24 protein-coding genes are annotated in these 19,964 nt (G+C 45.6%); 14 read left to right on the top strand and 10 right to left on the bottom strand.

The annotated features are described in order from the left end of the window. Nucleotides 1-139: 139 nt before the first annotated feature. The 6 genes from HRE53_RS16680 (at nt 140) to HRE53_RS16655 (ending at nt 4,435) form a co-directional block, all read left to right on the top strand. The gene (locus tag HRE53_RS16680) at nt 140-592 is read left to right on the top strand and encodes a hypothetical protein (RefSeq protein ID WP_235107257.1); all 453 of its coding nucleotides are present in this window, start codon (nt 140-142) and stop codon (nt 590-592) included. 157 nt (nt 593-749) lie between these two features. Beyond that, on the top strand, nt 750-1,364 hold the full coding sequence (locus HRE53_RS16675) for a tetratricopeptide repeat protein (RefSeq protein ID WP_235111150.1): 615 nt from the start codon (nt 750-752) through the stop codon (nt 1,362-1,364). A gap of 7 nt (nt 1,365-1,371) precedes the next feature. Continuing rightward, complete coding sequence (locus tag HRE53_RS16670; protein WP_315876612.1) at nt 1,372-1,803, top strand: tetratricopeptide repeat protein; 432 nt, start codon at nt 1,372-1,374, stop codon at nt 1,801-1,803. Nucleotides 1,804-1,943: 140 nt separating this feature from the next. Continuing rightward, nucleotides 1,944-2,912, top strand: a complete 969-nt coding sequence (hemC, locus tag HRE53_RS16665; RefSeq protein ID WP_235107256.1) for a hydroxymethylbilane synthase — start codon at nt 1,944-1,946, stop codon at nt 2,910-2,912. A 125-nt stretch (nt 2,913-3,037) separates the two neighbouring features. Beyond that, nucleotides 3,038-4,003, top strand: coding sequence for a carbohydrate kinase (locus HRE53_RS16660; protein WP_235107255.1), 966 nt, complete (start codon nt 3,038-3,040; stop codon nt 4,001-4,003). Between the two features lie 42 nt (nt 4,004-4,045). Then, nucleotides 4,046-4,435, top strand: coding sequence for a hypothetical protein (locus tag HRE53_RS16655; RefSeq protein ID WP_235107254.1), 390 nt, complete (start codon nt 4,046-4,048; stop codon nt 4,433-4,435). Here HRE53_RS16655 and HRE53_RS16650 read toward each other — a convergent pair. Beyond that, entirely contained in the window at nt 4,428-5,111 is a 684-nt protein-coding gene (locus HRE53_RS16650; RefSeq protein WP_235107253.1) for a tetratricopeptide repeat protein, read from the bottom strand. The two genes, HRE53_RS16655 and HRE53_RS16650, sit on opposite strands and share 8 nt — an antisense overlap. Nucleotides 5,112-5,403: 292 nt before the next feature. After that, nucleotides 5,404-6,789: an adenosylhomocysteinase gene (gene ahcY, locus HRE53_RS16645; protein WP_235107252.1), complete on the bottom strand. Its 1,386-nt coding sequence runs from the start codon at nt 6,787-6,789 to the stop codon at nt 5,404-5,406. Between the two features lie 269 nt (nt 6,790-7,058). On the opposite strand from ahcY, the gene HRE53_RS16640 reads away from it, so the two are divergent. The 6 genes from HRE53_RS16640 to accB all read left to right on the top strand — a co-directional run bounded on the left by HRE53_RS16640 (nt 7,059) and on the right by accB (nt 13,678). Continuing rightward, nucleotides 7,059-7,685, top strand: a complete 627-nt coding sequence (locus HRE53_RS16640; protein ID WP_212664435.1) for an exopolysaccharide biosynthesis protein — start codon at nt 7,059-7,061, stop codon at nt 7,683-7,685. Nucleotides 7,686-8,138: 453 nt separating this feature from the next. Continuing rightward, nucleotides 8,139-8,882: a response regulator gene (locus tag HRE53_RS16635; protein WP_235107251.1), complete on the top strand. Its 744-nt coding sequence runs from the start codon at nt 8,139-8,141 to the stop codon at nt 8,880-8,882. Between the two features lie 80 nt (nt 8,883-8,962). Further along, nucleotides 8,963-9,172, top strand: coding sequence for an ATP-binding protein (locus HRE53_RS16630; protein WP_315876610.1), 210 nt, complete (start codon nt 8,963-8,965; stop codon nt 9,170-9,172). 217 nt (nt 9,173-9,389) lie between these two features. Next, the gene (locus HRE53_RS16625) at nt 9,390-12,449 is read left to right on the top strand and encodes an EAL domain-containing protein (RefSeq protein ID WP_235107250.1); all 3,060 of its coding nucleotides are present in this window, start codon (nt 9,390-9,392) and stop codon (nt 12,447-12,449) included. A gap of 188 nt (nt 12,450-12,637) precedes the next feature. Further along, nucleotides 12,638-13,195: an elongation factor P gene (gene efp / locus HRE53_RS16620; protein ID WP_212664432.1), complete on the top strand. Its 558-nt coding sequence runs from the start codon at nt 12,638-12,640 to the stop codon at nt 13,193-13,195. Between the two features lie 15 nt (nt 13,196-13,210). Then, complete coding sequence (gene accB / locus HRE53_RS16615) at nt 13,211-13,678, top strand: acetyl-CoA carboxylase biotin carboxyl carrier protein (RefSeq protein ID WP_235107249.1); 468 nt, start codon at nt 13,211-13,213, stop codon at nt 13,676-13,678. Here accB and HRE53_RS16610 read toward each other — a convergent pair. From HRE53_RS16610 to HRE53_RS16590, 6 genes are all read right to left on the bottom strand, one after another. Next, on the bottom strand, nt 13,675-14,196 hold the full coding sequence (locus HRE53_RS16610) for a pentapeptide repeat-containing protein (protein ID WP_235107248.1): 522 nt from the start codon (nt 14,194-14,196) through the stop codon (nt 13,675-13,677). The genes accB and HRE53_RS16610 overlap by 4 nt on opposite strands. After that, the gene (locus HRE53_RS34435) at nt 14,186-14,311 is read right to left on the bottom strand and encodes a hypothetical protein (protein ID WP_255800729.1); all 126 of its coding nucleotides are present in this window, start codon (nt 14,309-14,311) and stop codon (nt 14,186-14,188) included. The genes HRE53_RS16610 and HRE53_RS34435 overlap by 11 nt, the downstream gene beginning before the upstream one ends. Nucleotides 14,312-14,393: 82 nt before the next feature. Continuing rightward, complete coding sequence (locus HRE53_RS16605) at nt 14,394-15,158, bottom strand: DUF1350 family protein (RefSeq protein ID WP_212664429.1); 765 nt, start codon at nt 15,156-15,158, stop codon at nt 14,394-14,396. Next, on the bottom strand, nt 15,155-15,409 hold the full coding sequence (locus HRE53_RS16600; protein WP_235107247.1) for a hypothetical protein: 255 nt from the start codon (nt 15,407-15,409) through the stop codon (nt 15,155-15,157). Before HRE53_RS16600 ends, HRE53_RS16605 begins: the two co-directional genes overlap by 4 nt. Nucleotides 15,410-15,810: 401 nt before the next feature. Further along, nucleotides 15,811-16,380, bottom strand: a complete 570-nt coding sequence (locus tag HRE53_RS16595; RefSeq protein WP_212664427.1) for an FxLYD domain-containing protein — start codon at nt 16,378-16,380, stop codon at nt 15,811-15,813. 132 nt (nt 16,381-16,512) lie between these two features. Beyond that, the gene (locus HRE53_RS16590) at nt 16,513-16,995 is read right to left on the bottom strand and encodes a flavin reductase family protein (protein WP_212666127.1); all 483 of its coding nucleotides are present in this window, start codon (nt 16,993-16,995) and stop codon (nt 16,513-16,515) included. A gap of 113 nt (nt 16,996-17,108) precedes the next feature. Between HRE53_RS16590 and HRE53_RS16585 the strand changes: the two genes are divergently transcribed. Both HRE53_RS16585 and HRE53_RS16580 read left to right on the top strand, forming a co-directional pair. Next, on the top strand, nt 17,109-17,858 hold the full coding sequence (locus tag HRE53_RS16585) for a 4'-phosphopantetheinyl transferase superfamily protein (protein WP_235107246.1): 750 nt from the start codon (nt 17,109-17,111) through the stop codon (nt 17,856-17,858). Nucleotides 17,859-18,145: 287 nt separating this feature from the next. Beyond that, nucleotides 18,146-19,102, top strand: a complete 957-nt coding sequence (locus HRE53_RS16580; protein WP_212664425.1) for an RNA polymerase sigma factor, RpoD/SigA family — start codon at nt 18,146-18,148, stop codon at nt 19,100-19,102. Between the two features lie 142 nt (nt 19,103-19,244). Here the strand turns inward: HRE53_RS16580 and HRE53_RS16575 are convergent, their stop codons facing one another. Continuing rightward, nucleotides 19,245-19,679 carry a type II toxin-antitoxin system VapC family toxin gene (locus HRE53_RS16575; protein ID WP_235107245.1) on the bottom strand — a complete coding sequence of 145 codons (435 nt, stop codon included), beginning with the start codon at nt 19,677-19,679 and terminating at the stop codon, nt 19,245-19,247. Further along, complete coding sequence (locus HRE53_RS16570; protein WP_235107244.1) at nt 19,679-19,891, bottom strand: hypothetical protein; 213 nt, start codon at nt 19,889-19,891, stop codon at nt 19,679-19,681. The genes HRE53_RS16575 and HRE53_RS16570 overlap by 1 nt, the downstream gene beginning before the upstream one ends. Nucleotides 19,892-19,964: the final 73 nt, after the last annotated feature.

Genomic DNA, 19,964 nt, shown 5'->3' with positions numbered 1-19,964 from the left:
TGTTTCAATTGATTCCCCTGAACACTCTACAGTCTCATGGACCTCATTTGAGACGAAAAAAAGACTTCCTCATGTAATTTCACTCAGATATCGCTATAGTAGGGCCAGAATATTCGCTGGCTAGTTTATTTTTAGAGCAATGGCACGTCATTCTATCTTTACTCCAACCCTTCTGAAGAAACAGTTTTTAGGCCCAACCTTACTGCTCTGGGGGTTGGCAATAGTAAGCGGAGTGACTCTCGATAGAGTCCAGGCACAAGCCCCATCCACTTCAACACCGTCTTCAGCCCCCACAAAAACTCAGCCGCCCGCTTCAAAGACTCCGGCCAAGCCCTCTTCTTTAGAGCCATTGCCCAACGAATTTATTGAGAAGGCTCCTGGGCCAATTCGCACCCCAGATCCCCGAAAAGTTACTGGGCCACCCGTAACGTCTCCAACACCTTCGACTTCAGCAGAAAAAACAGAAGTAAAGCCAGCAGAAACTAAGCCAACTCAAGCTAAGCCGCCAACGGGTCAAACCGCCCCCCACCAAACCGGCATCGCAACCCACAGCACCCAAAGCGCCTACGGCAAAGCCACCCACAAAAGCTAAGCCCGTTGCCCAACCCACCCCAAAGGCTGCACCGAAAGCTGTCAAGAAAACTCAGCCAACTAAGCCCAAGGCAACTGCCAAACAAGGCAGTCAGCAGGCACTTGTCCATTTACGCCAAGGGGTTGAGAAGTATGGCAAAGGCAATTTCAAAGGGGCGATTCAGGACTACAACAAAGCGATTCAGGTGAATAAAAACTATGCCCTAGCCTATGTAAATCGGGGGTATGCCCATACGGTCTTGGGGAATAATCAGTCTGCGATCGCAGACTATACCAAGGTCATCCAACTCAACCCTAAAAAAGTTGAGTTAACCAAAATCTATTTAAATCGGGGCTTAGCGTTTGCTGCGGCCCAAAATTACCAAGCTGCTCTCAATGACTACAATCAGGTATTGCAGCGAGATGCCAAGAATCCGGAAGCCTATCTCAACCGGGGGCGCGCTCATGCCGCCAATGGCAATCACCTGGCAGCCATCCAAGATTATGGGCAGGTGATTAAATTCCAGCCCAAGTCAGCTTTGGCCTACTTTAATCGCGGCGTGGCTTATACCAATTCTGGGGATAATGCCACAGCCCTAGCAGACTATTCTAAAGCCATTGAATTAGATCCCAAATATGCCGCAGCCTTATATAACCGGGGCCTAGCCCAGTTAAACCAGGGGAACTCCCAAGACGCCATTGCAGATTTTACGGCATCCATTCAAATGGATGCGAAATATGCAGCCGCCTATAAGAATCGAGGCACTGCTCATTTAAAGGCGGGGGGATACTGAAGCTGCAATCCAAGATTTCACCCAAGCCATTACCTTCAATGCTGAAGATACCTTGGCCTACTACAATCGAGGCATTGCCCACAGCACAGCAGGACAAAACGAATCTGCGATCGCAGATTACTCACAAGTGCTAAAACTCGATCCAAAATTTGCAGCGGCCTATACCAACCGAGGCAATCTCCATGCCTCTCAAGGCGATCGAGAAGCCGCCTTAAAGGATTACTCTCAAGCCATCGCCACGAATCCCGAGAATGCAACCGCCTATAATAATCGGGGCCTCATCCATTCAGCACTCCGACAATACGAAGAAGCCTTATCGGACTATCAGCAAGCCGCTAAAATCTACCAAGGTCAAGGATCGACTCAAGAATATGAGCGAGTTCAACCCCTGATTCAAGAGCTAAAAAAGCGAGTTGACCGAAAAAAGAATAAATCTTAGAGGCTTCTTACCGCTGCCTACCAAAAATCACGACTGTTTTGCGTTCAAAGCAAGCAGTTCTCTTTCGAGTACTCCCGCAATTCTGTAAGCTGTTGAGGTACGCTCATCTTTACCGCTGCAATTAACAGCGAATTGATTCTATGTCTGCCTCCAGCCCTACCCGTGTGATACGGATTGGTTCCCGTAAAAGTCAACTGGCTCTCGTGCAGACGCACTGGGTCCAAGGAGAATTGCAAAAACATTTTCCTGACTACGAATTTGAAGTTTGCACCATGTCCACACAAGGGGACAATATCCTCGATGTTGCTCTGGCCAAAATTGGAGACAAGGGATTATTTACTAAAGAGCTAGAAGTGTCTATGCTCCGCAAAGAGACCGATTTAGCGGTGCATTCTCTCAAAGATTTACCGACCAACTTACCGAAAGGCCTGTGCCTCGGCGTTGTGACGGAACGGGTTGATCCTGCAGATGCCCTAGTCGTCCATGAAAATTTTAAAGACTATCAGCTCGATACCTTACCCAAAGGAGCTGTAATTGGCACATCCTCTCTACGGCGACTAGCCCAACTCCGTTACCACTATCCCCACTTAGAATTCAAAGATATTCGTGGCAACTTAAATACCCGCCTTCAGAAGCTAGATTCGGGTGAATATGATGGAATTATCCTAGCAGTGGCTGGATTGCAACGGCTAGGCTTTGGCGACCGCATCCATCAGGTTATTCCTGCAGAAATCTCATTACATGCCGTCGGCCAAGGGGCCTTAGGGATTGAATGCCGGGAAGGGGATGAAGAAATCATGGCCTTTATTCAGGCATTAGAGCATGAACCCTCTGCCCATCGTTGTACAGCTGAACGTTCCTTTCTCCATGAATTAGAGGGCGGCTGTCAAGTTCCCATTGGCGTCAATACCACCCTTACCGAAGGACAGCTAACCCTCGTGGGCATGGTGGCCAGTTTAGATGGCAAACGCTTGATTAAAGACACCGTTTCAGGCCCTATTGCTAGCGCAAAACAATTAGGGGTTGATCTTGCACAAAAAGTGCGAGATCAAGGTGCCCAAGAGATTCTAGAGGAAATATTTGCCGCTGCCCGTCCCTCAGATCTTTGATAGTCTGATAGCACCCACTTTTCCGTCAAGCTAGTCTTTGAGACCGCTGGCAATAGTCATGATGTGCAAGAGGATCTCTTTGCTTCAGGGTAGTGGAGTCAGGCTGTTCTGAGAGGAGTTGCAGGATGTCTAATCCTCAAGTGTTATGTCTGGGAGAAGTTCTGTTTGACTGTCTGGCGGATCAGCCCGGTCGAGCCTTAGAATCCGTTACCTCTTGGACCCCTTATCCGGGTGGGGCACCGGCTAATGTGGCCTGTGCATTGGTTAAATTAGGTACATCCGCTGGCTTTATCGGCTGTATCGGCGACGATGCACCCGGCAGGCAACTCACTGAGCTGTTGCAGCAAACGACCGTTAATACTCAAGGCATTCAAACGACCCAAGCCCCCACTCGACAGGTATATGTCACCCGAACGGTAGAGGGAGATCGCACGTTTGCGGGGTTTGGCACCTATGACACTGCTGCGTTTGCCGATACCCAATTGCAGGCCGCTCACCTGCCAGTGGACCTGTTTAACAGCACCGACTATTTAATCCTGGGCACCTTAGAACTCGCCTATCCTCAATCAGCAGCGGCTGTCCATCAATCCATCCATCTAGCCCAACAGCATCAGGTGCAAATCTTAATTGATGTGAATTGGCGCCCTGTATTTTGGGCCGACCCAGATGAAGCCCGCCAAATTATTTTGCAGCTCTTGCCCGATGCAAATTATTTAAAACTGGCTGAAGAAGAAGCACTGTGGTTATGGAACACCACGAATCCAACAGCAATTATGAAGAGGTTACCCACTGTTCAGGGCATTATTATTACGGCGGGGGCAGAGGGATGTGCTTACTCCTTCCAAAATATAGATGGAACTTGTCCGGGCTTCACTGTTGAGGTACAAGATACCACTGGCGCAGGAGATGCCTTTGTAGCTGGATTTATCCACCAGCTGCTCACTCAAGGTCATCCTGCAGATGTACAGGCTGCTCAGGCTATGATGACCTATGCCAGTGCGGTGGGTGCTCTAACAACCACTAAAGCAGGAGCAATCGCAGCCCAGCCCACTGCTCATGAAGTTGCCACTTTTCTGCAAGCTCAACCCTAGCGCCATCCAAACGGGGACTTTTTCATGTCAACCACTGGGACTATGCCTCCATCGCCACCATCTGCCCAGATCACTGGCATCTCACTCAATCATCCTTGGCCCACGGGATATATTTTTCAAAGTCCTGGTAATCAGTTTAGCTATCGCGTGATCGGTCCCTGTTGTCGACTATTTGATCGAGACAAGCTGCCTTGGCCCTGCTGCCGATTACAATGGCGAGGCAAGGAACCCAGTTGGCGTCGCATTGGGCGGCGCTTGATTGCTGATTTATCGGCGAAACGCTACCCATCATACTGTGTCGAACTGGTGGGCTATCAGGGCGCCGCCCCCTTAGTCACGACGCTCTACACCTATCGACTACCGTCTCCATTACAACAATGGTGGTACGCAAAACATCTTGCCACTCAAACGGTTGATCCGCCCACTACTTAGCTTGAGCCGATTTAGCTTGTTTGAGTTTTTTCTGCACTTGGCTGACTTTGCGAAATTTCTCTTCTTTTTCGTATAGCTTTTCTGCTTGCTCTAAATCTTGAATGGCTGCGGTTGCATTGTCGTTCGCTAAATGGCTTTCCCCCCGTTTTTGAAAGGCGAGGGCATGCTTAGGGTTGAGCTCAATGACTTTAGAAAAATCAGCAATGGCGGCTTCTGGCTGCTTTTGCTCATATAAAGCCATGCCTCGGTAAAGGTAGGCAAACAGGTTGTCAGGGGCAATTTGTAAAGCCGTAGTGTAATCTGCGATCGCAGCCTCATACTCTTCTAACTGCCGATAGGCATTCGCCCGATTATAGAGTGCATAGGCATTAAGCTTATAGGCTTGTAAGGCCTGGCTGTAAGCCTCTACGGCTCCTTTATAATCGGCTTGAGCATAGCGATCATCTCCCAATCGCACCGTCTCAGGCACTGATGGTATAGGCGCTTGGGCCTCAGGACTGGAGGAATTTTCCGTGTTGGATGGTGCTTGCTTGCCAGCAGGGGACGACGTCTCTGGCAAAGACTGTGCGCGTAAGGTTTCTGAACCGATGGAAACACTTCCGAATACTAGTAGAGAAAAAGATGCAACTCGTAGATATTGCTTGTATTGAGCGATGCAGTTAGAAAAAATTTTCATAGATACTCCTGAAATACCACACAAACTTTTGCCTGACACTCCCAGACTCCATCCCCCGAATGGCAGCTATCCTAAGCAAGAACCCTAACTCCCCTCGATAGGAATCAGCACCGCTTTGTTCCAATCACTAGCGCATTCATAAATCCGCCATGAATACACAAAAGGCCTATAAGGAATATCTACACATCCTTATAAACCTCAGATACTCTGCATTATTAACAGACACAAGAGCCCCTAATAGCCCCAACCATTCATATATTCGGGGCTATTAGGAATACTAGTCTTAAAAGACTTAGTACTTGTAACTCTCAGATTTAAAGGGTCCCTGAACCGGAACGTTGATGTACTGAGCTTGTTCAGAAGTTAGCTGTGTAATCACACCGCCAAAACCTTCCACCATATACCGGGCAACTTCTTCATCTAACTGCTTAGGTAGCAACTCTACAGTGATGGCTGAAGCTTTCTGATCTGCAGGCAAGTTAGCGAACTTACGTTCAAACAAAAGCATTTGCGCTAAAACTTGGTTAGCAAAAGATCCATCCATAATTCGGGAGGGGTGCCCCGTTGCATTTCCTAAGTTCACTAAGCGACCCTCCGAAAGCAAGATTAAAAAGTCTAGCGGATCATCACTTCGATACACCTGATGAACTTGAGGTTTGACCTCTTCCCAACGCCAGGTTTTGCGCATATAGGCCGTATCAATTTCATTATCGAAATGACCAATATTGCAAACTACGGCCCCTTGCTTGAGGGAAGCCAGCATATTGGCATCACAAACATTAAAGTTACCTGTGGTGGTTACCACTAGATCCGTATGGGCTAAAAGGTCCTTGTTGATGGAGTTGAGAGTACCGTCATTCTGACCATTCTTGAAGGGAGAGACCACTTCAAAGCCATCCATACAGGCCTGCATCGCGCAGATGGGATCTGCTTCAGTGACTTTGACAATCATGCCTTCTTGTCGCAGAGAAGCAGCAGACCCCTTGCCCACATCACCATAGCCAATCACTAAGGCCTTCTTACCAGACATGAGGTGATCTGTGCCACGCTTAATCGCATCATTCAGACTATGGCGACAACCATACTTGTTGTCATTTTTGGACTTTGTCACCGCATCATTAACATTGATAGCAGGAACTTTTAGTTCCCCCTTCTCCAACATTTCTAGTAAGCGATGCACCCCTGTGGTGGTTTCTTCCGTTACGCCATGAATATGGTTAAGCATATCGGGATATTTCTCATGGATATGACCTGTTAGGTCACCACCATCATCCAAAATCATGTTTGCATCCCAAAGTGCACCTTCGGGCGTGCGGCAAGTCTGCTCAATGCACCACATGTATTCGTCTTCGGTTTCACCCTTCCAGGCAAATACAGGAATCTCTGCTGCGGCAATCGCTGCTGCTGCATGATCTTGAGTGGAAAAAATATTACAGGAAGACCAACGAACTTCTGCTCCTAACTCACAGAGCGTCTCAATCAAGACTGCCGTCTGAATGGTCATATGAATACAACCAATAATTTTGGCCCCTTGCAAAGGCTTACTATCACGGTATTTCGCACGGATCGCCATCAATGCAGGCATTTCACCCTCAGCAATGGCCATCTCTTTGCGTCCCCATTCTGCTAGGGAAATATCCGCAACTTTATAATCTCGCGTCAAAACTTGTGGGCTCATATGATCCTTCTCAACAATGGGTGTACTTATTTGATCCTCTGTTAATTATAGTGAGGCATTTTATATATATTTGGCGGGGAATAATGAATGATTGCTGTATTAGCTATCTTGAATAATTTATCAGTGAATTCTGGCAAACTTCATAGATTCAGTCTCCAAAGATATCATTGAGCGTCCATAGTCTCTGACAATTGTTCCTCCTGAGCAGGTCTTTTTGCTGTATTCTTTGCGTAATCGCCTACCATGCATGAGGTTGCTCTCAATTTTTTATGGCACGCCTGTCATCAGAACTCCAGCGCACATTCATAGACAACGAACATCCTCCTCATGTAACTTTGCAAGAATTGCTGGCTCTAGCAGAAGAAAGAGTTTTTGGGGTCTTATTTGTTTTGTTAGCGCTTCCTTCAGCGCTCCCAGTCCCTGCCCCCGGATACTCAATTCCCTTTGGAATTATGATTTTCCTGCTGGCAGTTCAGCTGATTACTGGCTCTAAGCAACCCTGGTTTCCTCAAAAATTTGCAACTCATCCGATTGCCCTCTCGACAGTACAGGGCATATTAAAAAAGGCTTTACCTTGGCTCAAACGCATTGAAGCCATCACTCGACCTCGCTTCTTACCGATTTGCACCAGCATACCGGGCCGCATAGTAGTGGGCTGTATATTGGCGCTGATGGGCATTTCGATGATGATACCTATCCCAGGGACCAATACAGTGCCAGCCATTGGCATTTTCGTCACTGGCTTTGGTTTATTAGAAGATGATGGAGCAATTAGTTTGGGTGGCTTAGTCATCAGTTTATTTGGCGCAGCAATAACCATCTCAATTCTAGTAGCTTTTATTTGGGGAGGAAGCAGCTTACTAGAGTTAATAAAAGGATGGTTAGAGAGTCTATAGTCTTAAAGCCAATTTCCACTCATAAATGCATCACTTAGCTTTATTTAGAGTTTCTCTATAATTACCCAGCTTCTTAACTCACTATTTCTTCTAGTAATAGCCAGAAATATGGAAAATGGAAGGCTAAACTAATACTGCACCCTTTAATTTGGGGTTGATGTTTTGGCAGTCCCTCTCTATCACTTCTTAATGCAAGGAGTAGTATAAGCTATCCAGTTTATGGGCATTCTAGATAAAGTCCCCTCTTACCATCAAGGCCCAAATCTAGCTCCATCTCACCAAAAGGTTCCACCGGGTAAAAGTCATTTGTGAATCTCTCTATTCACCTTGAGCAATGCCCTATTGAGCCTCTCCATAAGAGATTTGTGATTTTCACAGCATATTGTCACCATGTCCAAAGTTCTTGTCATTGAAGATCAAGATGACATTCGCAGTATTATTTGCGAAATATTAATGGCTGAAAACTTTAATGTGATTGATGCAGAAGATGGTCACATCGGCGTTTTGCTGGCCCAGGAAGAAATGCCAGATTTAGTGATTTGTGACATCATGATGCCTGAATTTGATGGCTATAGCGTCATGACCCAACTGCGTCAAAATCCTTATTTACAATCCGTTCCTTTTATCTTTTTAACGGCAAAAGCCAGTAAAACTGATCTGAGGCTAGGGATGGAGTTAGGAGCAAACGATTATTTAACCAAGCCCTTTACACGAGACGAGCTATTAGGAGCAGTAAATGCTCAAATAGAGACCTTATCAATTCATAACTCTGATGATCGGCCAACTTGGAGTGATCACTGCTGCGATCTCATTCAATCTCTTCCCTTAGAAATACATCAGCCACTAGAACACATTCTTAATCTCGCACAGTCTTCTCAAGAGAATGAGGCCCCTAAGAATACTACCCCTGCAAAGGATCTCTTGAATGAGATCAAGAGTACGGGAGATCTATTATACGAACGGCTCCAAAATATTTTTATTTATCAAGAGTTAGCTAGCATAGAGCAAAATCCTCAACGCCTACGGATATTTAGGAAAAATACAGGCATTTGTGCCACTAAAGCGGTAATTACTAATATTGCCCGTACCCAAGCGCAATACTACAGCCGAATATCTGATTTACAACTGGAATTAAAAGACGCCACCATACTTCTAGCACAGCCAAAACTACAAAAAAATAATAGAAGAAATTGTTGATAATGCATTCAAATATTCAGCTGTAGGAACCCCCCGTTAGCCTCAAGAGTTCAGTACATGGCCAAACATTCTTCTGCCAAATTACGAACGAAGGACAGGGACCCAGTCCAGAGCAGCTGACAAAACTGGGATCTCACATGCAATTTGACCATCCTTCTTATCTACATAAGTGCGTTGGCTTGGGGTTGATTATTGCCAAGCTAATTGCAGAGCTGCATGGTGGTGAGTTGCAAGTCAAATGTGAGCTAAGCCAACATACAAAAGTATCAGTCTTCTTACCATTAGCCTAAAGACCAAACCTATCTTAAATCATTGACAAACATCAATACACTTAATGTAATTTGCCAACCAAATTATGCTACTCCTTCAATAGATTCACGATAATACTCAGAAGGCTCTAGTATTTCTTATGTCCTGGGAAAAGTACCAGATTAAGAAGGATCTGTTTCAAGATTAGGGAACTATAGAAATAGGGTAGAAGGCGCAGATTATAAGTTGGGTAATTCCGTGGGGAAGCATATCAAGAAAGGGAGTGAGCTATTTGAAGCTTATGAGTTAAATACTCATGAGTTATTAGAGAAAGTTGTATGCGACGCCAATACAGCCATCTTAATCATTGAGGCTGCGGTTAATGAAGCCAAGGGGCCAAAGGTTCTGTACGCTAATGACGCATACAATCAACTGGTTTTCAATTCAGGGGACGAGCAAAATCAATGTCCCCACTTTCTATATGACTATTTAGTACCTGAAGATATCGGTAATCTAGCGACCATTATCTCTAACTTACCGATTCAGGAAGAAGCTTCAGCCAACTTTTTGGCCAAGGCAGATAACCATCAGCAGCTTGTACCGTTTCACATTGTCCCCTTATCCGACATCAATCACTGTTTCAAAGCAGTACTGCTAACACAGCAAAGTGAGCCATCTGGCAGTTCAATGCAACAGCATGGTTCTACAACTGTCGCAGCCACGGCACAAACCCAAAAAACTAAAGAGGCGACTAGGGACAATCCAGAGAAAAATCATCTCGATTTCCCAGGCCATAACTTACAATCTTTACTCGATTCTTTGCCAGGAATTGTTTTTACCTGCAATAGTGACTTGGGATGGTCTCGGCGATCATTAAGTCAGGGCTGCCTAAAGCTCACAGGATATGCACCTGAAGAATTACTAGGGACTTTCAATCTTACTTACAATACTCTGATCGATCCAGACAATCTACCTCAGCTAACGGCTGCCATTGCCACAGCAATCGCAACACAGCAGGTTTATACGGTGGAGTATCGTATTCGCACAAAGTCTGGTCAGTTGAAGTGGTTTCTAGAACAAGGAAATGGCATTTTCAACAAACAAGGTCAAGCATTAGGGCTAGAAGGATTTATCACAGATATTTCTCAGCTCAAACAAGCTGAAACACAGTTAAGACATGATGCGTTCTATGACAAGCTAACCGGATTACCTAATCGATCCCTATTTATGGATCGCCTTGAGTATTGCATTAAGCGAGTAAAGCGGCACCCCGATCAAATTTTCGCTGTGCTGTTCCTTGATCTAGATCGATTTAAAGTCGTGAATGACAGCCTAGGGCATGCAGCAGGTGATCAGCTCCTGGTAGAAATCGCAGAAAGATTGACGGCTTGCGTACGTGAAACCGATACCTTGGCACGATTAGGGGGTGACGAATTTACCGTTCTCCTAGAAGGAATTAAAGATCTGAGTGATGCCCTAATCGTTTGCGGGCGCATTCAGGAGTCATTAAACTGTCCATTTAAATTAAATGGACGCGAGGTCTTGATTACAGTGAGCACGGGCGTTGCCTTAAGTACGATGGGCTATGACGATCCTGAGCAACTTCTCCACAATGCTGATGCGGCTATGTATCGGGCCAAGGCATTAGGCAAAGCACAGTGGGAAGTGTTTACAGCTGACATGCATAGTAATGCGTCTGCCCAGTTACAGTTAGAAGTCGATCTACGACGGGCGATTGAGCGTCAAGAATTTCAACTCCATTACCAACCTATTTTTCATTTAGAAACGGCAGCAATTGTCGGCTTTGAGGCACTTTTGCGCTGGCATCATCCTTTGCGAGGGTTAATTTCGCCTGTGGAGTTTATTCCAGTTGCAGAGGAAACAGGGTTAATTTTACCGATTAGCTGGTGGGTCTTGCAGGAAGCTTGTCGACAGCTCAGCCACTGGCAAACGCAATTCCCATTAGATGTTCCCTTGTTTATCAGTGTTAATTTCTCTAGCAAGCAATTTTCCGAAGTCGGGCTAATTTCTCAAATTGAGGCAATCCTTCAAACCACAGGTTTGGCCCCCCAGAGTTTGAAATTGGAAATTACTGAAAGCGCCATTATGGAGAATGCTGAAGCAACAGCTGCACAATTGCTAGAAATTAAGGCCCTAGGCATTCAACTGGGTATTGATGATTTTGGGACGGGTTATTCGTCTTTGAGCTATTTGCATCGTTTTCCCGTCGATATTCTCAAAATTGATCGCTCTTTTGTCAGTGCGATGGATAGCCATGAGAATTTACAGATCGTTCATACCATCACAATGCTCTCTCAGAATCTGGGCATGAGGGCTGTGGCAGAAGGGGTGGAGACGGCTGAGCAAGCTGCTCAATTGAGAGCTATGAATTGTCAATATGCTCAAGGGTATTTTTTCTCAAAGCCGATTGATGCCAGTTCAATGGAACACTTACTCGCCCATCATTATCAATCGTCATCCGAGGATACTTCTTCTCTACCACTGGCACGTTTAAAGTTGCGAGTGAATGCAGCCTACTCTTATCGGCCTTTAGTTGGCAAAACATCTTGGATGATTGGCACGAGCCAAAGTTGCGATATCTTGCTGGCTGAGCCGAATGTTGCCCCCAAACATGCCATGTTTCAGTTGATGGGGACAGGTAATTATTACTTGGTCAACCTTGCAACTCACGTTGGTGTAGTTGTGAATGGTCAACTCATTACCCGTCCTACTCTGTTACAAGAGGGAGATCGCATCACGATCGGGACAACAACGCTCACCTTTGAATCTGAAGATTTATCCTTGGGGCATCTTGGAACCTCAAAGTCGGAGAAGACGGTGATGATGTCCCAATCCTTACAATTTCAAGGAGAAATCTGGCAAGCAGCCCTCACATCTCAAGGCGTATCCGTGACGTGGCAGACAGCAGAACAAGATGTCAGGCAAACCCTAACACAGATGCAAAAGATGGGTTATGCAATACCCGATTTGCTTTTAATTGATAAACACCTTGTATTAGCAGAGCTAGAAGATTTCTGCCTCTGGTGCGCAGAGTATCATCCACACCTAAAGTTGATTTTTACTAATGGCGAACAACCCCAAGTTGCCCCTTCTGAACACCAAAGAGTAATAGACCATGGTGCTGTGGACTTATTGCCAGGCTTTTCTGAGCATAATGTGTTGTTGAATCTAGTCGATACCTTGACCAAAATTAATATTGTGCTGCAATCAATAGAGTCGCAACCCTTAGACCGCAAAGCATTGATTGCCGGGCTAATGCCGTTGCAGAACATTGTTAAACAAGGGGTTTTTCAGTAGCCAGATAGATTCTATTGAGGCTTCAAGACTGGGGATATCCTGATCTATTTGGACAATAAACCGTCCTTCAAGGTCAATCCCAGTCCAGTTTTGCCTTGTTATTTCAGAGCGAGGGAGAACTAGACGTCCAGACAGCCCCCCTGGACGGTAAAATGAATTGCCGATTGTTCTTCCCATGCCGAAAATCGATGATTTCCAGTAATGACTTTCGCACAGGTGTGTCAATTGAGCTTGATGGCTCAGTATGGCGAGTTGTAGAGTTTCTCCATGTCAAACCTGGTAAAGGCTCTGCATTTGTGCGAACAAAATTAAAGAATGTCCAAAGTGGCAGTGTCGTAGAACGGACATTCCGCGCGGGAGAAACAGTCCCCCAAGCCAATTTGGAAAAGCGGGTCATGCAACACACCTATAAAGATGGTGATCAATTTGTGTTCATGGATATGGAAACCTACGAAGAAGCTAGCTTAAGCCAAGACCAAATTGGCACTCGCGTGAAATACTTAAAAGAAGGTATGGAAGTCAATGTCATCCAATGGGGAGAGCGAGTTTTAGAAGTAGAGTTGTCCACATCAGTCGTTTTGGAAGTCACCCAAACCGATCCAGGTGTGAAAGGTGACACAGCGACTGGGGGGAGCAAGCCAGCTATTGTAGAAACAGGAGCGCAGGTGATGGTTCCTTTATTTATTTCTGAAGGAGAAAGAATTAAAGTGGATACCCGCAACGACTCCTATCTAGGCAGAGAGTAAGGAGTAACATTAACGGTGGAATTTGATCTCAACCAACTCCGTGAACTATTAGCGATTCTCAATCAAACAGATATTGATGAGCTAAGTCTTAAAAGCAACGATTTTGAGCTGACTATCCATAAGGCAAACCAAACGACAGCAACGGTCTCCTCTTCGACCGCGCAACCAATGGTTGTAGATGGTGCTGCTCTGGAAGCTTCTATTCCAGACTCTTCTCCCCCTTCGGCACCAGACAAAAAATGGGTCGATGTGATCTCTCCGATGGTAGGTACGTTTTACCGTTCCCCCGCACCGGATGAGTCTCCTTTTGTAGAAGTAGGGGATACCGCCCGACGCGGGCAAACCATCTGCATTATCGAAGCCATGAAGTTAATGAATGAGCTGGAAGCTGAGGTTAACGGCGAAATCGTTGAGATTCTCGTGGAAAATGGGGAGCCTATTGAGTTCGGTCAAACCCTAATGCGCATTAACCCCTCTAGTTAGACGTTACCTTCATACCCAAGCGCTGAAGATGCGATACTGCCATCCGGCATAATCGTATCTTGCAGAATGGCATCTGTGAGATCGATTTGCTCTAAATTAGCACCTAAAAAGTCAGCACCACTGAGGTTCGCGCCTTTGAAATTGGCGTTCTGTAGATCTGCATCTCGGAAATTGACGCCACTCAGATCGCTGTAATTTAAGGAGGCTCGTTGTAAGTTGGCCTTCGATAAACAGGCTCCCACTAGGATGGCGCCACTCAATAGCGAATTACTCAAGTTACTTTTGGTTAGATCTGCCCCTGTGAGATTAGCTCCGATCAGCTTGGCGGCGGATAAGTTGGCAGCGGATAAGTTTGCACACAGTAGATCAATACCATGAAGTGCCGAATGGCTTAAATTGGTATCTCGCAAAACAATATGATCGAGCCGAGCTAGGCTCAAATCCTGCTTAGATAGATCCGATTTACTAAAGTCTCGTTCGCCATTGGCATAGCGCTTTAAAAGTTCTTCAATGGTCATAGCCTAATTGTCGTCTTCCCACCAATATTTTTATTGTGCCAGGGGTTGGGACTAACCGAATGAGTTTATGCTGATTTTGGATGGAATGGGTGCGATCGCAAACAACAATACCCAAATACGCACTCCATATTCCCTGGCGATGCCTTTGGCCCTCTTTCCAACACTCACCTGCAATACACACAGTTTGGATGATTGATTCAAATAACACTCAGCGGATCGAGCCAGCGCAAGATCGCTTTTTCAAGGTGATTGACATCTTTATATAACTCTTGACGAAACCATTGCCCCACAGCATCCAGGGGGGTAAACGTATCTCCTGGTTGCCAACGGACATCTTGTCCTAAGGGCGTCAGATGATTGCCTGCTAAGCGCTGAATGGAAATCATGCCCGGAAAACGCTGTTCTAACAACCCTGACAACCTTAAGGTCTGATCTAGGGTGTCATTGGAAAACTTGACCATTAAATTCCTAGGAATTTGGTAGTGTCGTTCCACTAAGCGGTTGGTTTGAGCAGGATTAGGCGAAAATTCAATCGGAACCGCAGGAGTAATCAAGTCAGCGAAGGGAATTGCCTTATCAATCGGGGCGTTATTAAAGGAAATCAAGATATTTCCAGCTCGCTTGACCTCAAACAAACTGCCAATTAGTAGGTGGAGTTTGCACCCCATACTATGACCAATGCCATAAATGGGCAGGAACTGGGGCAATCGTGCTGTTCTTTGTAAGCAATCGACTGTATCTTCAAATTGATGGAGCGCTTCTTCCGCAATACCTGCATGATCGACTGAGGTGAGAAAAGGAGTAGCAATGACGGCATACCCTTGATTAGCGAGTCCTTCCAGGAGCCTTCGATAGGTTGCTTGTGGGGCAGCAGCAACGAAAGCACCACCCAGAAAATGAATTAAGGCAATGGGTTGGGGAGGAATAAGGATTGAGTTATTTTCTATTTCTTGCCAGTTCATTCTGGATGTTCTTTTGAATATAAATCTGAAGGTGGACGATCGCTACTCCAAGCCCACCAAGCCTGTCCACACTGGCATTGGTAAAACTCTTGCCACTTACGCAGATAGGTTTCGGTAATGACCGGAGCCCGACGATTGATCCACACTGCCTGTGCTTCTGAACAGGTCGCCCGGCAACTTGGACAATAAAAATGATGGGCATGGGTAGCTGAATTGGTCCAGTTGGGTGGGGTTGGATCAAACGCGTTCATAACCGTATTGTAAGAGGTTCAAGATTAGATGTGTGCAGAGTCAACAGCATTGGAGAAGGTAAGCGTATAACACTATTGCATGAGTCTTCAGAGAATAACAGACAGCCATAACACCCATGAAGCGTAAACCTTCTAGCACTCAGTAATAACGCCATACCCAGTGATTACGAGAGAAGAAGGCAAACAAAACAAGTCATGTTCAATTGTTTACAGTAGCTTACGCCTTTATTATGTCAATCCAATGAGAGCTTACCGTTAGATCAGAGAAGGCGACCCAGAGTACCTAGGTCGCCTCAAACATCACGCTTGAAATTGGGTACCACCATTGCCCCTAACTTTATAGCAATATAGATGTACCGCCAAACACAAAAGGTGGTCCCAACTAGTTCGAAAACAGAAGACTACACACCACCCTGAATATTAAAAGCGGGTTTTGTCAGACGCACTTTATAACTTCCGTTAGGAGGCACTGTTAGTAGTTGAGCTTTGAAGGTGACAGACTGGCCTGAAGATAAGTTAGATGGTCTGGGCACGGCACTTCCAGTCTGTATCAGCTTGCCGCTACCATCGACCACTTCGAAATTCACGCCCGATACGGTTACAGATTTCTTGTTGCCGTTTGTTAGGGTTCCTTGAACTTCAGACGAACCATTCAAACGAATAATAGGAGCAAGACGAAGATTCGATACTCGTAGGTTCTTGCTGAGTTTTTGCGCTAAGGCTTGGGGATCCACATCACTTTCTTCAAAAGAAGAACTTGCAGAAGCTTCCTCAGTCTCTGGTGGGCCATTGAGGTTCATCAATTGCTGCCAATAGTTTTGGAAGCGGGACTGCTCTGAAGCACTACCCCCAATTTGAATTACGTCTCCTGCTGATTGTGTATGCCCCGGCAGAGTGGCTACCAACGCTGTAGACGCCATAACAGAACCAACCAGAAGGCGCGTTAACCAGCGCCGAGAAGATGTCAACATTATTTATTTCACTCTCTCAACCAACTTCTAGAAATAATTCGTCAATGCTTGATTCAGATCCTATCTCAGGAATATTTGAGAATCTGTCTGGGGTTAGTATGCCCTGCTCTGCATCAGAAGTAGACAGGGACTTCAGCCGCCGTATTGCCAGGGCGTATCTTTCATCCATAGGGGCTGTCCCTCACGATGCTGCCCAGCAGCGATGACTTCTCCCATAAAAATAGAATGATCGCCTTCTTCTAAGCTGCCTTTGACCTGACATTCTACGAAGCCTAAAGCACTAGCAATAATCGGACAGCCAGTCTCTTCACCTAAGTAGAACTCTACATCGCCAAATTTATCGCCTGTTCTTTGTTGGGGCTTAAAAAAGGTTTCTGCTAAATCTTGTTGCGACACCTCTAGAAAGCTAACAGCGAAGACTTGACTCGCCTTGATCATGGCGTGGGAACGAGAATCTTGGCGCACGCCAATGACAATCATCGGGGGCTTAAAAGACGCTTGGGTCATCCAGCTAAGGGTGAATCCATTGACTTCATCCCCTTCTTTAACACCACAGATGTTGAGGGGATGGGGAATGTTGCGAAGCAAGGTGCGTTTGGCTTTTTCGTCTAACAAGGTTGCGGTATCCTTATACATCTCTCAAACTATGTCTCTCACTTTAGCAAGGGATGTAGACACGACTCCGCCAAGGGTCAAACTGCGGTAATGCGAGCATAGAAACCATCAATATGTCCAATTGGCAATGGATTCCCACTGGTAAAGTGATCTCGATCGTCCCCCAGGCACTACATATCTGGCGACTCTCACTACAAGCGAGGGGTGAAATAGACCCTTCTTTATGGGATTTATTGTCTAGAGATGAGCAACAGAGAGCCCAGCGGTTTGTGAGATCGCAAGATCAGGGCAAATATGTGCAGGTTCGAGGAACACTGCGATGCTTGTTGGGACAGTATTTACAGACGTCGGGTAAAGTCTTGTACTTTGATTATGGAGACTATGGCAAACCTCAACTCATAGCGTCTTGCAATCCCTTGAATTTGCAATTCAACGTTTCTCATTCCCATGAATTAGCTGTTATTGCCATTACTCAGACGACTGCAGTGGGTGTTGATATTGAGCAGGTGAACCCACAGGCTAAGTATATAAATATAAGCCAGCGCTTCTTTTCAGCAGCAGAACATGAGATTCTACTGCAACAGCCTGTAGAAAAACAATGCCGTACTTTTTTTCAACTGTGGACCCGGAAAGAAGCTTGTGTTAAGGCAATGGGCGGCAGCATTGCCCATGCCCTCAATCAAATCAATGTAGCCCAGGGATTAAATCAAGCCAGCACCACTATCAATGTGATGGAGCAATCGCAGTCTCATCAACTATTTCTGCACAACCTATTTCCAGATCCTAACTTTGCCGGGGCCGTTGCAACCCAAAAACCCTGGCAACGTCTACATTTGTGGGAGTATGCCAGTTCCGATCAATAATTTGTCTGGAACATTAATTGGAATCTCTGACAAGCAAAGACAAAGATAAATTAAAGATATGTTACGATTTTTAATATAAAAGGTACAATTCAAGTCTGATGAGCCCTATATACAGACATCTAAGTTTACAGAGCGTAATCTTTTTGACTGTTGTAAGTGTTTGGATACGGTATTGTACGTTTGACTTGCTGAACGGGATTGCCTTTGTAGTGAGATAGATGAGAATTCATTTCTTACAAGTCCACACGCCATCCTAGATGCCTTTGTCTAAACTTGAGAGACGCCCCATGAGAACCAAAGAAATTGCTAAAGATTCTGTGCGCTCTTACTTGCGAGAGATTGGGCGTGTCCCCCTCTTGACCCATGAAGAAGAGGTAACGTTTGGCAAGCAAGTCCAACACCTGATTAAGCTGCAGACTATTCACGAAGAATTGGCGGGGCAATTAGAACGTCAACCGAACCAGACGGAGTGGTCGATGGCCGCTAAGCTCTCGGAAGCTGAGCTGCAAAAAGCTCTAAATGCAGGAGAAGCGGCCAAGCGAAAGATGGTGGAAGCCAACCTGCGCTTGGTCGTTTCCGTGGCTAAAAAATATATCAAGCGCAATGTAGACCTGTTGGATCTGATCCAAGAGGGCACCATTGGTATGCAGCGAGGCGTCGAGAAGTTCGATCCAACGAAAGGCTATCGATTCTCGACCTATGCTTACTGGTGGATTCGGCAGGCGATCACTCGTGCGATCGCAGAAAAAGGACGGACGATTCGACTCCCCATCCACATCACAGAAAAGCTCAACAAAATTAAGAAGACGCAACGGCAGCTCTCCCAAAAGTTGGGCCGAGCAGCAACAATCAGCGAGTTAGCGACCGAATTAGATTTAACGGGTAAGCAAGTCCGTGAATATTTGGAACGTGCTCGCCAGCCGCTATCCCTTGATGTAAAGGTTGGAGATAACCAAGATACTGAGCTGGGTGAGCTGATTGAAGATCCTTCAGAATCTCCTGAGAACTTTACTCTGCAAGCTTCTTTGCGACGAGACCTTGAGCGGCTAATGTCAGATTTGACAGACCAGCAGCAGCAGGTTCTCCATCTCCGCTTTGGTTTAGATGATGGTCAACCGCTGACTTTGGCCAAGATTGGCGATCGCTTAAGCATTAGTCGGGAGCGGGTTCGACAAATTGAGCGAGAAGCTTTGAGCAAGCTGCGAAAGCGCAAAGCAGATATTTCTGAGTATCTAGCCAGCTAAAATTTTACACCTACCTATTTTATGGGTACAGACTTGATTAGGTGTGATAAAGACTTTAGGATTGCCCTTCTTTATTGACCTAACACCAAGCAAGGAAAAGGTTTTCAATTTGGAATGCCTCTTTGCATTGCAGTGCCCCTTATTAAAAAGAAACTGTCCAATCTTCAATAATTAACCCTGAAACCTTACTAAAATCTCGAGAATTACGAGTTAGCAGAACCAGTTGACGAGACAAAGCAATTGCGGCAATCCGCGCATCCATTGTTGCTAATTGAATTCGTTGGGATGCTAATCCAGCATATTCCGTAGATGCATTCATATCGAATCCAATAGTAGGAAGTACTTTAAAATCACTCAAAATTCTCCCCATGATCTCGTATCCCTTTATAACCTCATGCTGGTTACGAGCACGAGATATATAAGTGTGACTACCAAGTATCTGCTCATGTAATGTCACGATTGATATTACAAAGTCTGATGGTAAGTGAGGAGCCATTCGTCTAGAAAGATTTCTGTAATCCTCTCCTTTTTGTCGTTGAAGAATACTCAAGTGATCTGTATCTAGCAGATATCTCATCACTCATTCTCTGCTGGCAGCAAAGACTCACTCCCTTTGCGAATTTCTTGTCCATAAGTAAGGATTTCTTCAAAGGCAGGTTCATCTTTGAAAGACCCTGTGATCTGTTCCAGCCAATTCGACTGTGGAGAAATTGCGATGTGCTCCTGCAACTCAGTAATAGCAATTTCTAACGCTGCTAGCCGTTCTTCTAAAGAAACATTAGTTGCCATTTCAGTTTCTCTCAATGGATATCCCTATAAATTGAACTAATGTACTCATCATTTTAATACTACTCAACACCCA

The organism is Acaryochloris sp. 'Moss Beach', assembly GCF_021497025.1.
Taxonomy (GTDB): domain Bacteria; phylum Cyanobacteriota; class Cyanobacteriia; order Thermosynechococcales; family Thermosynechococcaceae; genus Acaryochloris; species Acaryochloris marina_A.
This window is presented reverse-complemented; position numbering and strand designations above follow the sequence as displayed.

Excerpts from the sequence above, each read along its gene's own strand:
- HRE53_RS16680 (WP_235107257.1), top strand. The coding sequence starts at position 140 with ATGGCACGTCATTCTATCTTTACTCCAACCCTTCTGAAGAAACAGTTT.
- hemC (WP_235107256.1), top strand. The coding sequence starts at position 1,944 with ATGTCTGCCTCCAGCCCTACCCGTGTGATACGGATTGGTTCCCGTAAA.
- HRE53_RS16660 (WP_235107255.1), top strand. The coding sequence starts at position 3,038 with ATGTCTAATCCTCAAGTGTTATGTCTGGGAGAAGTTCTGTTTGACTGT.
- HRE53_RS16655 (WP_235107254.1), top strand. The coding sequence starts at position 4,046 with ATGCCTCCATCGCCACCATCTGCCCAGATCACTGGCATCTCACTCAAT.
- HRE53_RS16650 (WP_235107253.1), bottom strand. The coding sequence starts at position 5,111 with ATGAAAATTTTTTCTAACTGCATCGCTCAATACAAGCAATATCTACGA.
- ahcY (WP_235107252.1), bottom strand. The coding sequence starts at position 6,789 with ATGAGCCCACAAGTTTTGACGCGAGATTATAAAGTTGCGGATATTTCC.
- HRE53_RS16640 (WP_212664435.1), top strand. The coding sequence starts at position 7,059 with ATGGCACGCCTGTCATCAGAACTCCAGCGCACATTCATAGACAACGAA.
- HRE53_RS16635 (WP_235107251.1), top strand. The coding sequence starts at position 8,139 with ATGGCTGAAAACTTTAATGTGATTGATGCAGAAGATGGTCACATCGGC.
- efp (WP_212664432.1), top strand. The coding sequence starts at position 12,638 with ATGATTTCCAGTAATGACTTTCGCACAGGTGTGTCAATTGAGCTTGAT.
- HRE53_RS16610 (WP_235107248.1), bottom strand. The coding sequence starts at position 14,196 with ATGACCATTGAAGAACTTTTAAAGCGCTATGCCAATGGCGAACGAGAC.
- HRE53_RS16605 (WP_212664429.1), bottom strand. The coding sequence starts at position 15,158 with ATGAACTGGCAAGAAATAGAAAATAACTCAATCCTTATTCCTCCCCAA.
- HRE53_RS16600 (WP_235107247.1), bottom strand. The coding sequence starts at position 15,409 with ATGAACGCGTTTGATCCAACCCCACCCAACTGGACCAATTCAGCTACC.
- HRE53_RS16595 (WP_212664427.1), bottom strand. The coding sequence starts at position 16,380 with ATGTTGACATCTTCTCGGCGCTGGTTAACGCGCCTTCTGGTTGGTTCT.
- HRE53_RS16585 (WP_235107246.1), top strand. The coding sequence starts at position 17,109 with ATGTCCAATTGGCAATGGATTCCCACTGGTAAAGTGATCTCGATCGTC.
- HRE53_RS16580 (WP_212664425.1), top strand. The coding sequence starts at position 18,146 with ATGAGAACCAAAGAAATTGCTAAAGATTCTGTGCGCTCTTACTTGCGA.
- HRE53_RS16575 (WP_235107245.1), bottom strand. The coding sequence starts at position 19,679 with ATGAGATATCTGCTAGATACAGATCACTTGAGTATTCTTCAACGACAA.
- HRE53_RS16570 (WP_235107244.1), bottom strand. The coding sequence starts at position 19,891 with ATGGCAACTAATGTTTCTTTAGAAGAACGGCTAGCAGCGTTAGAAATT.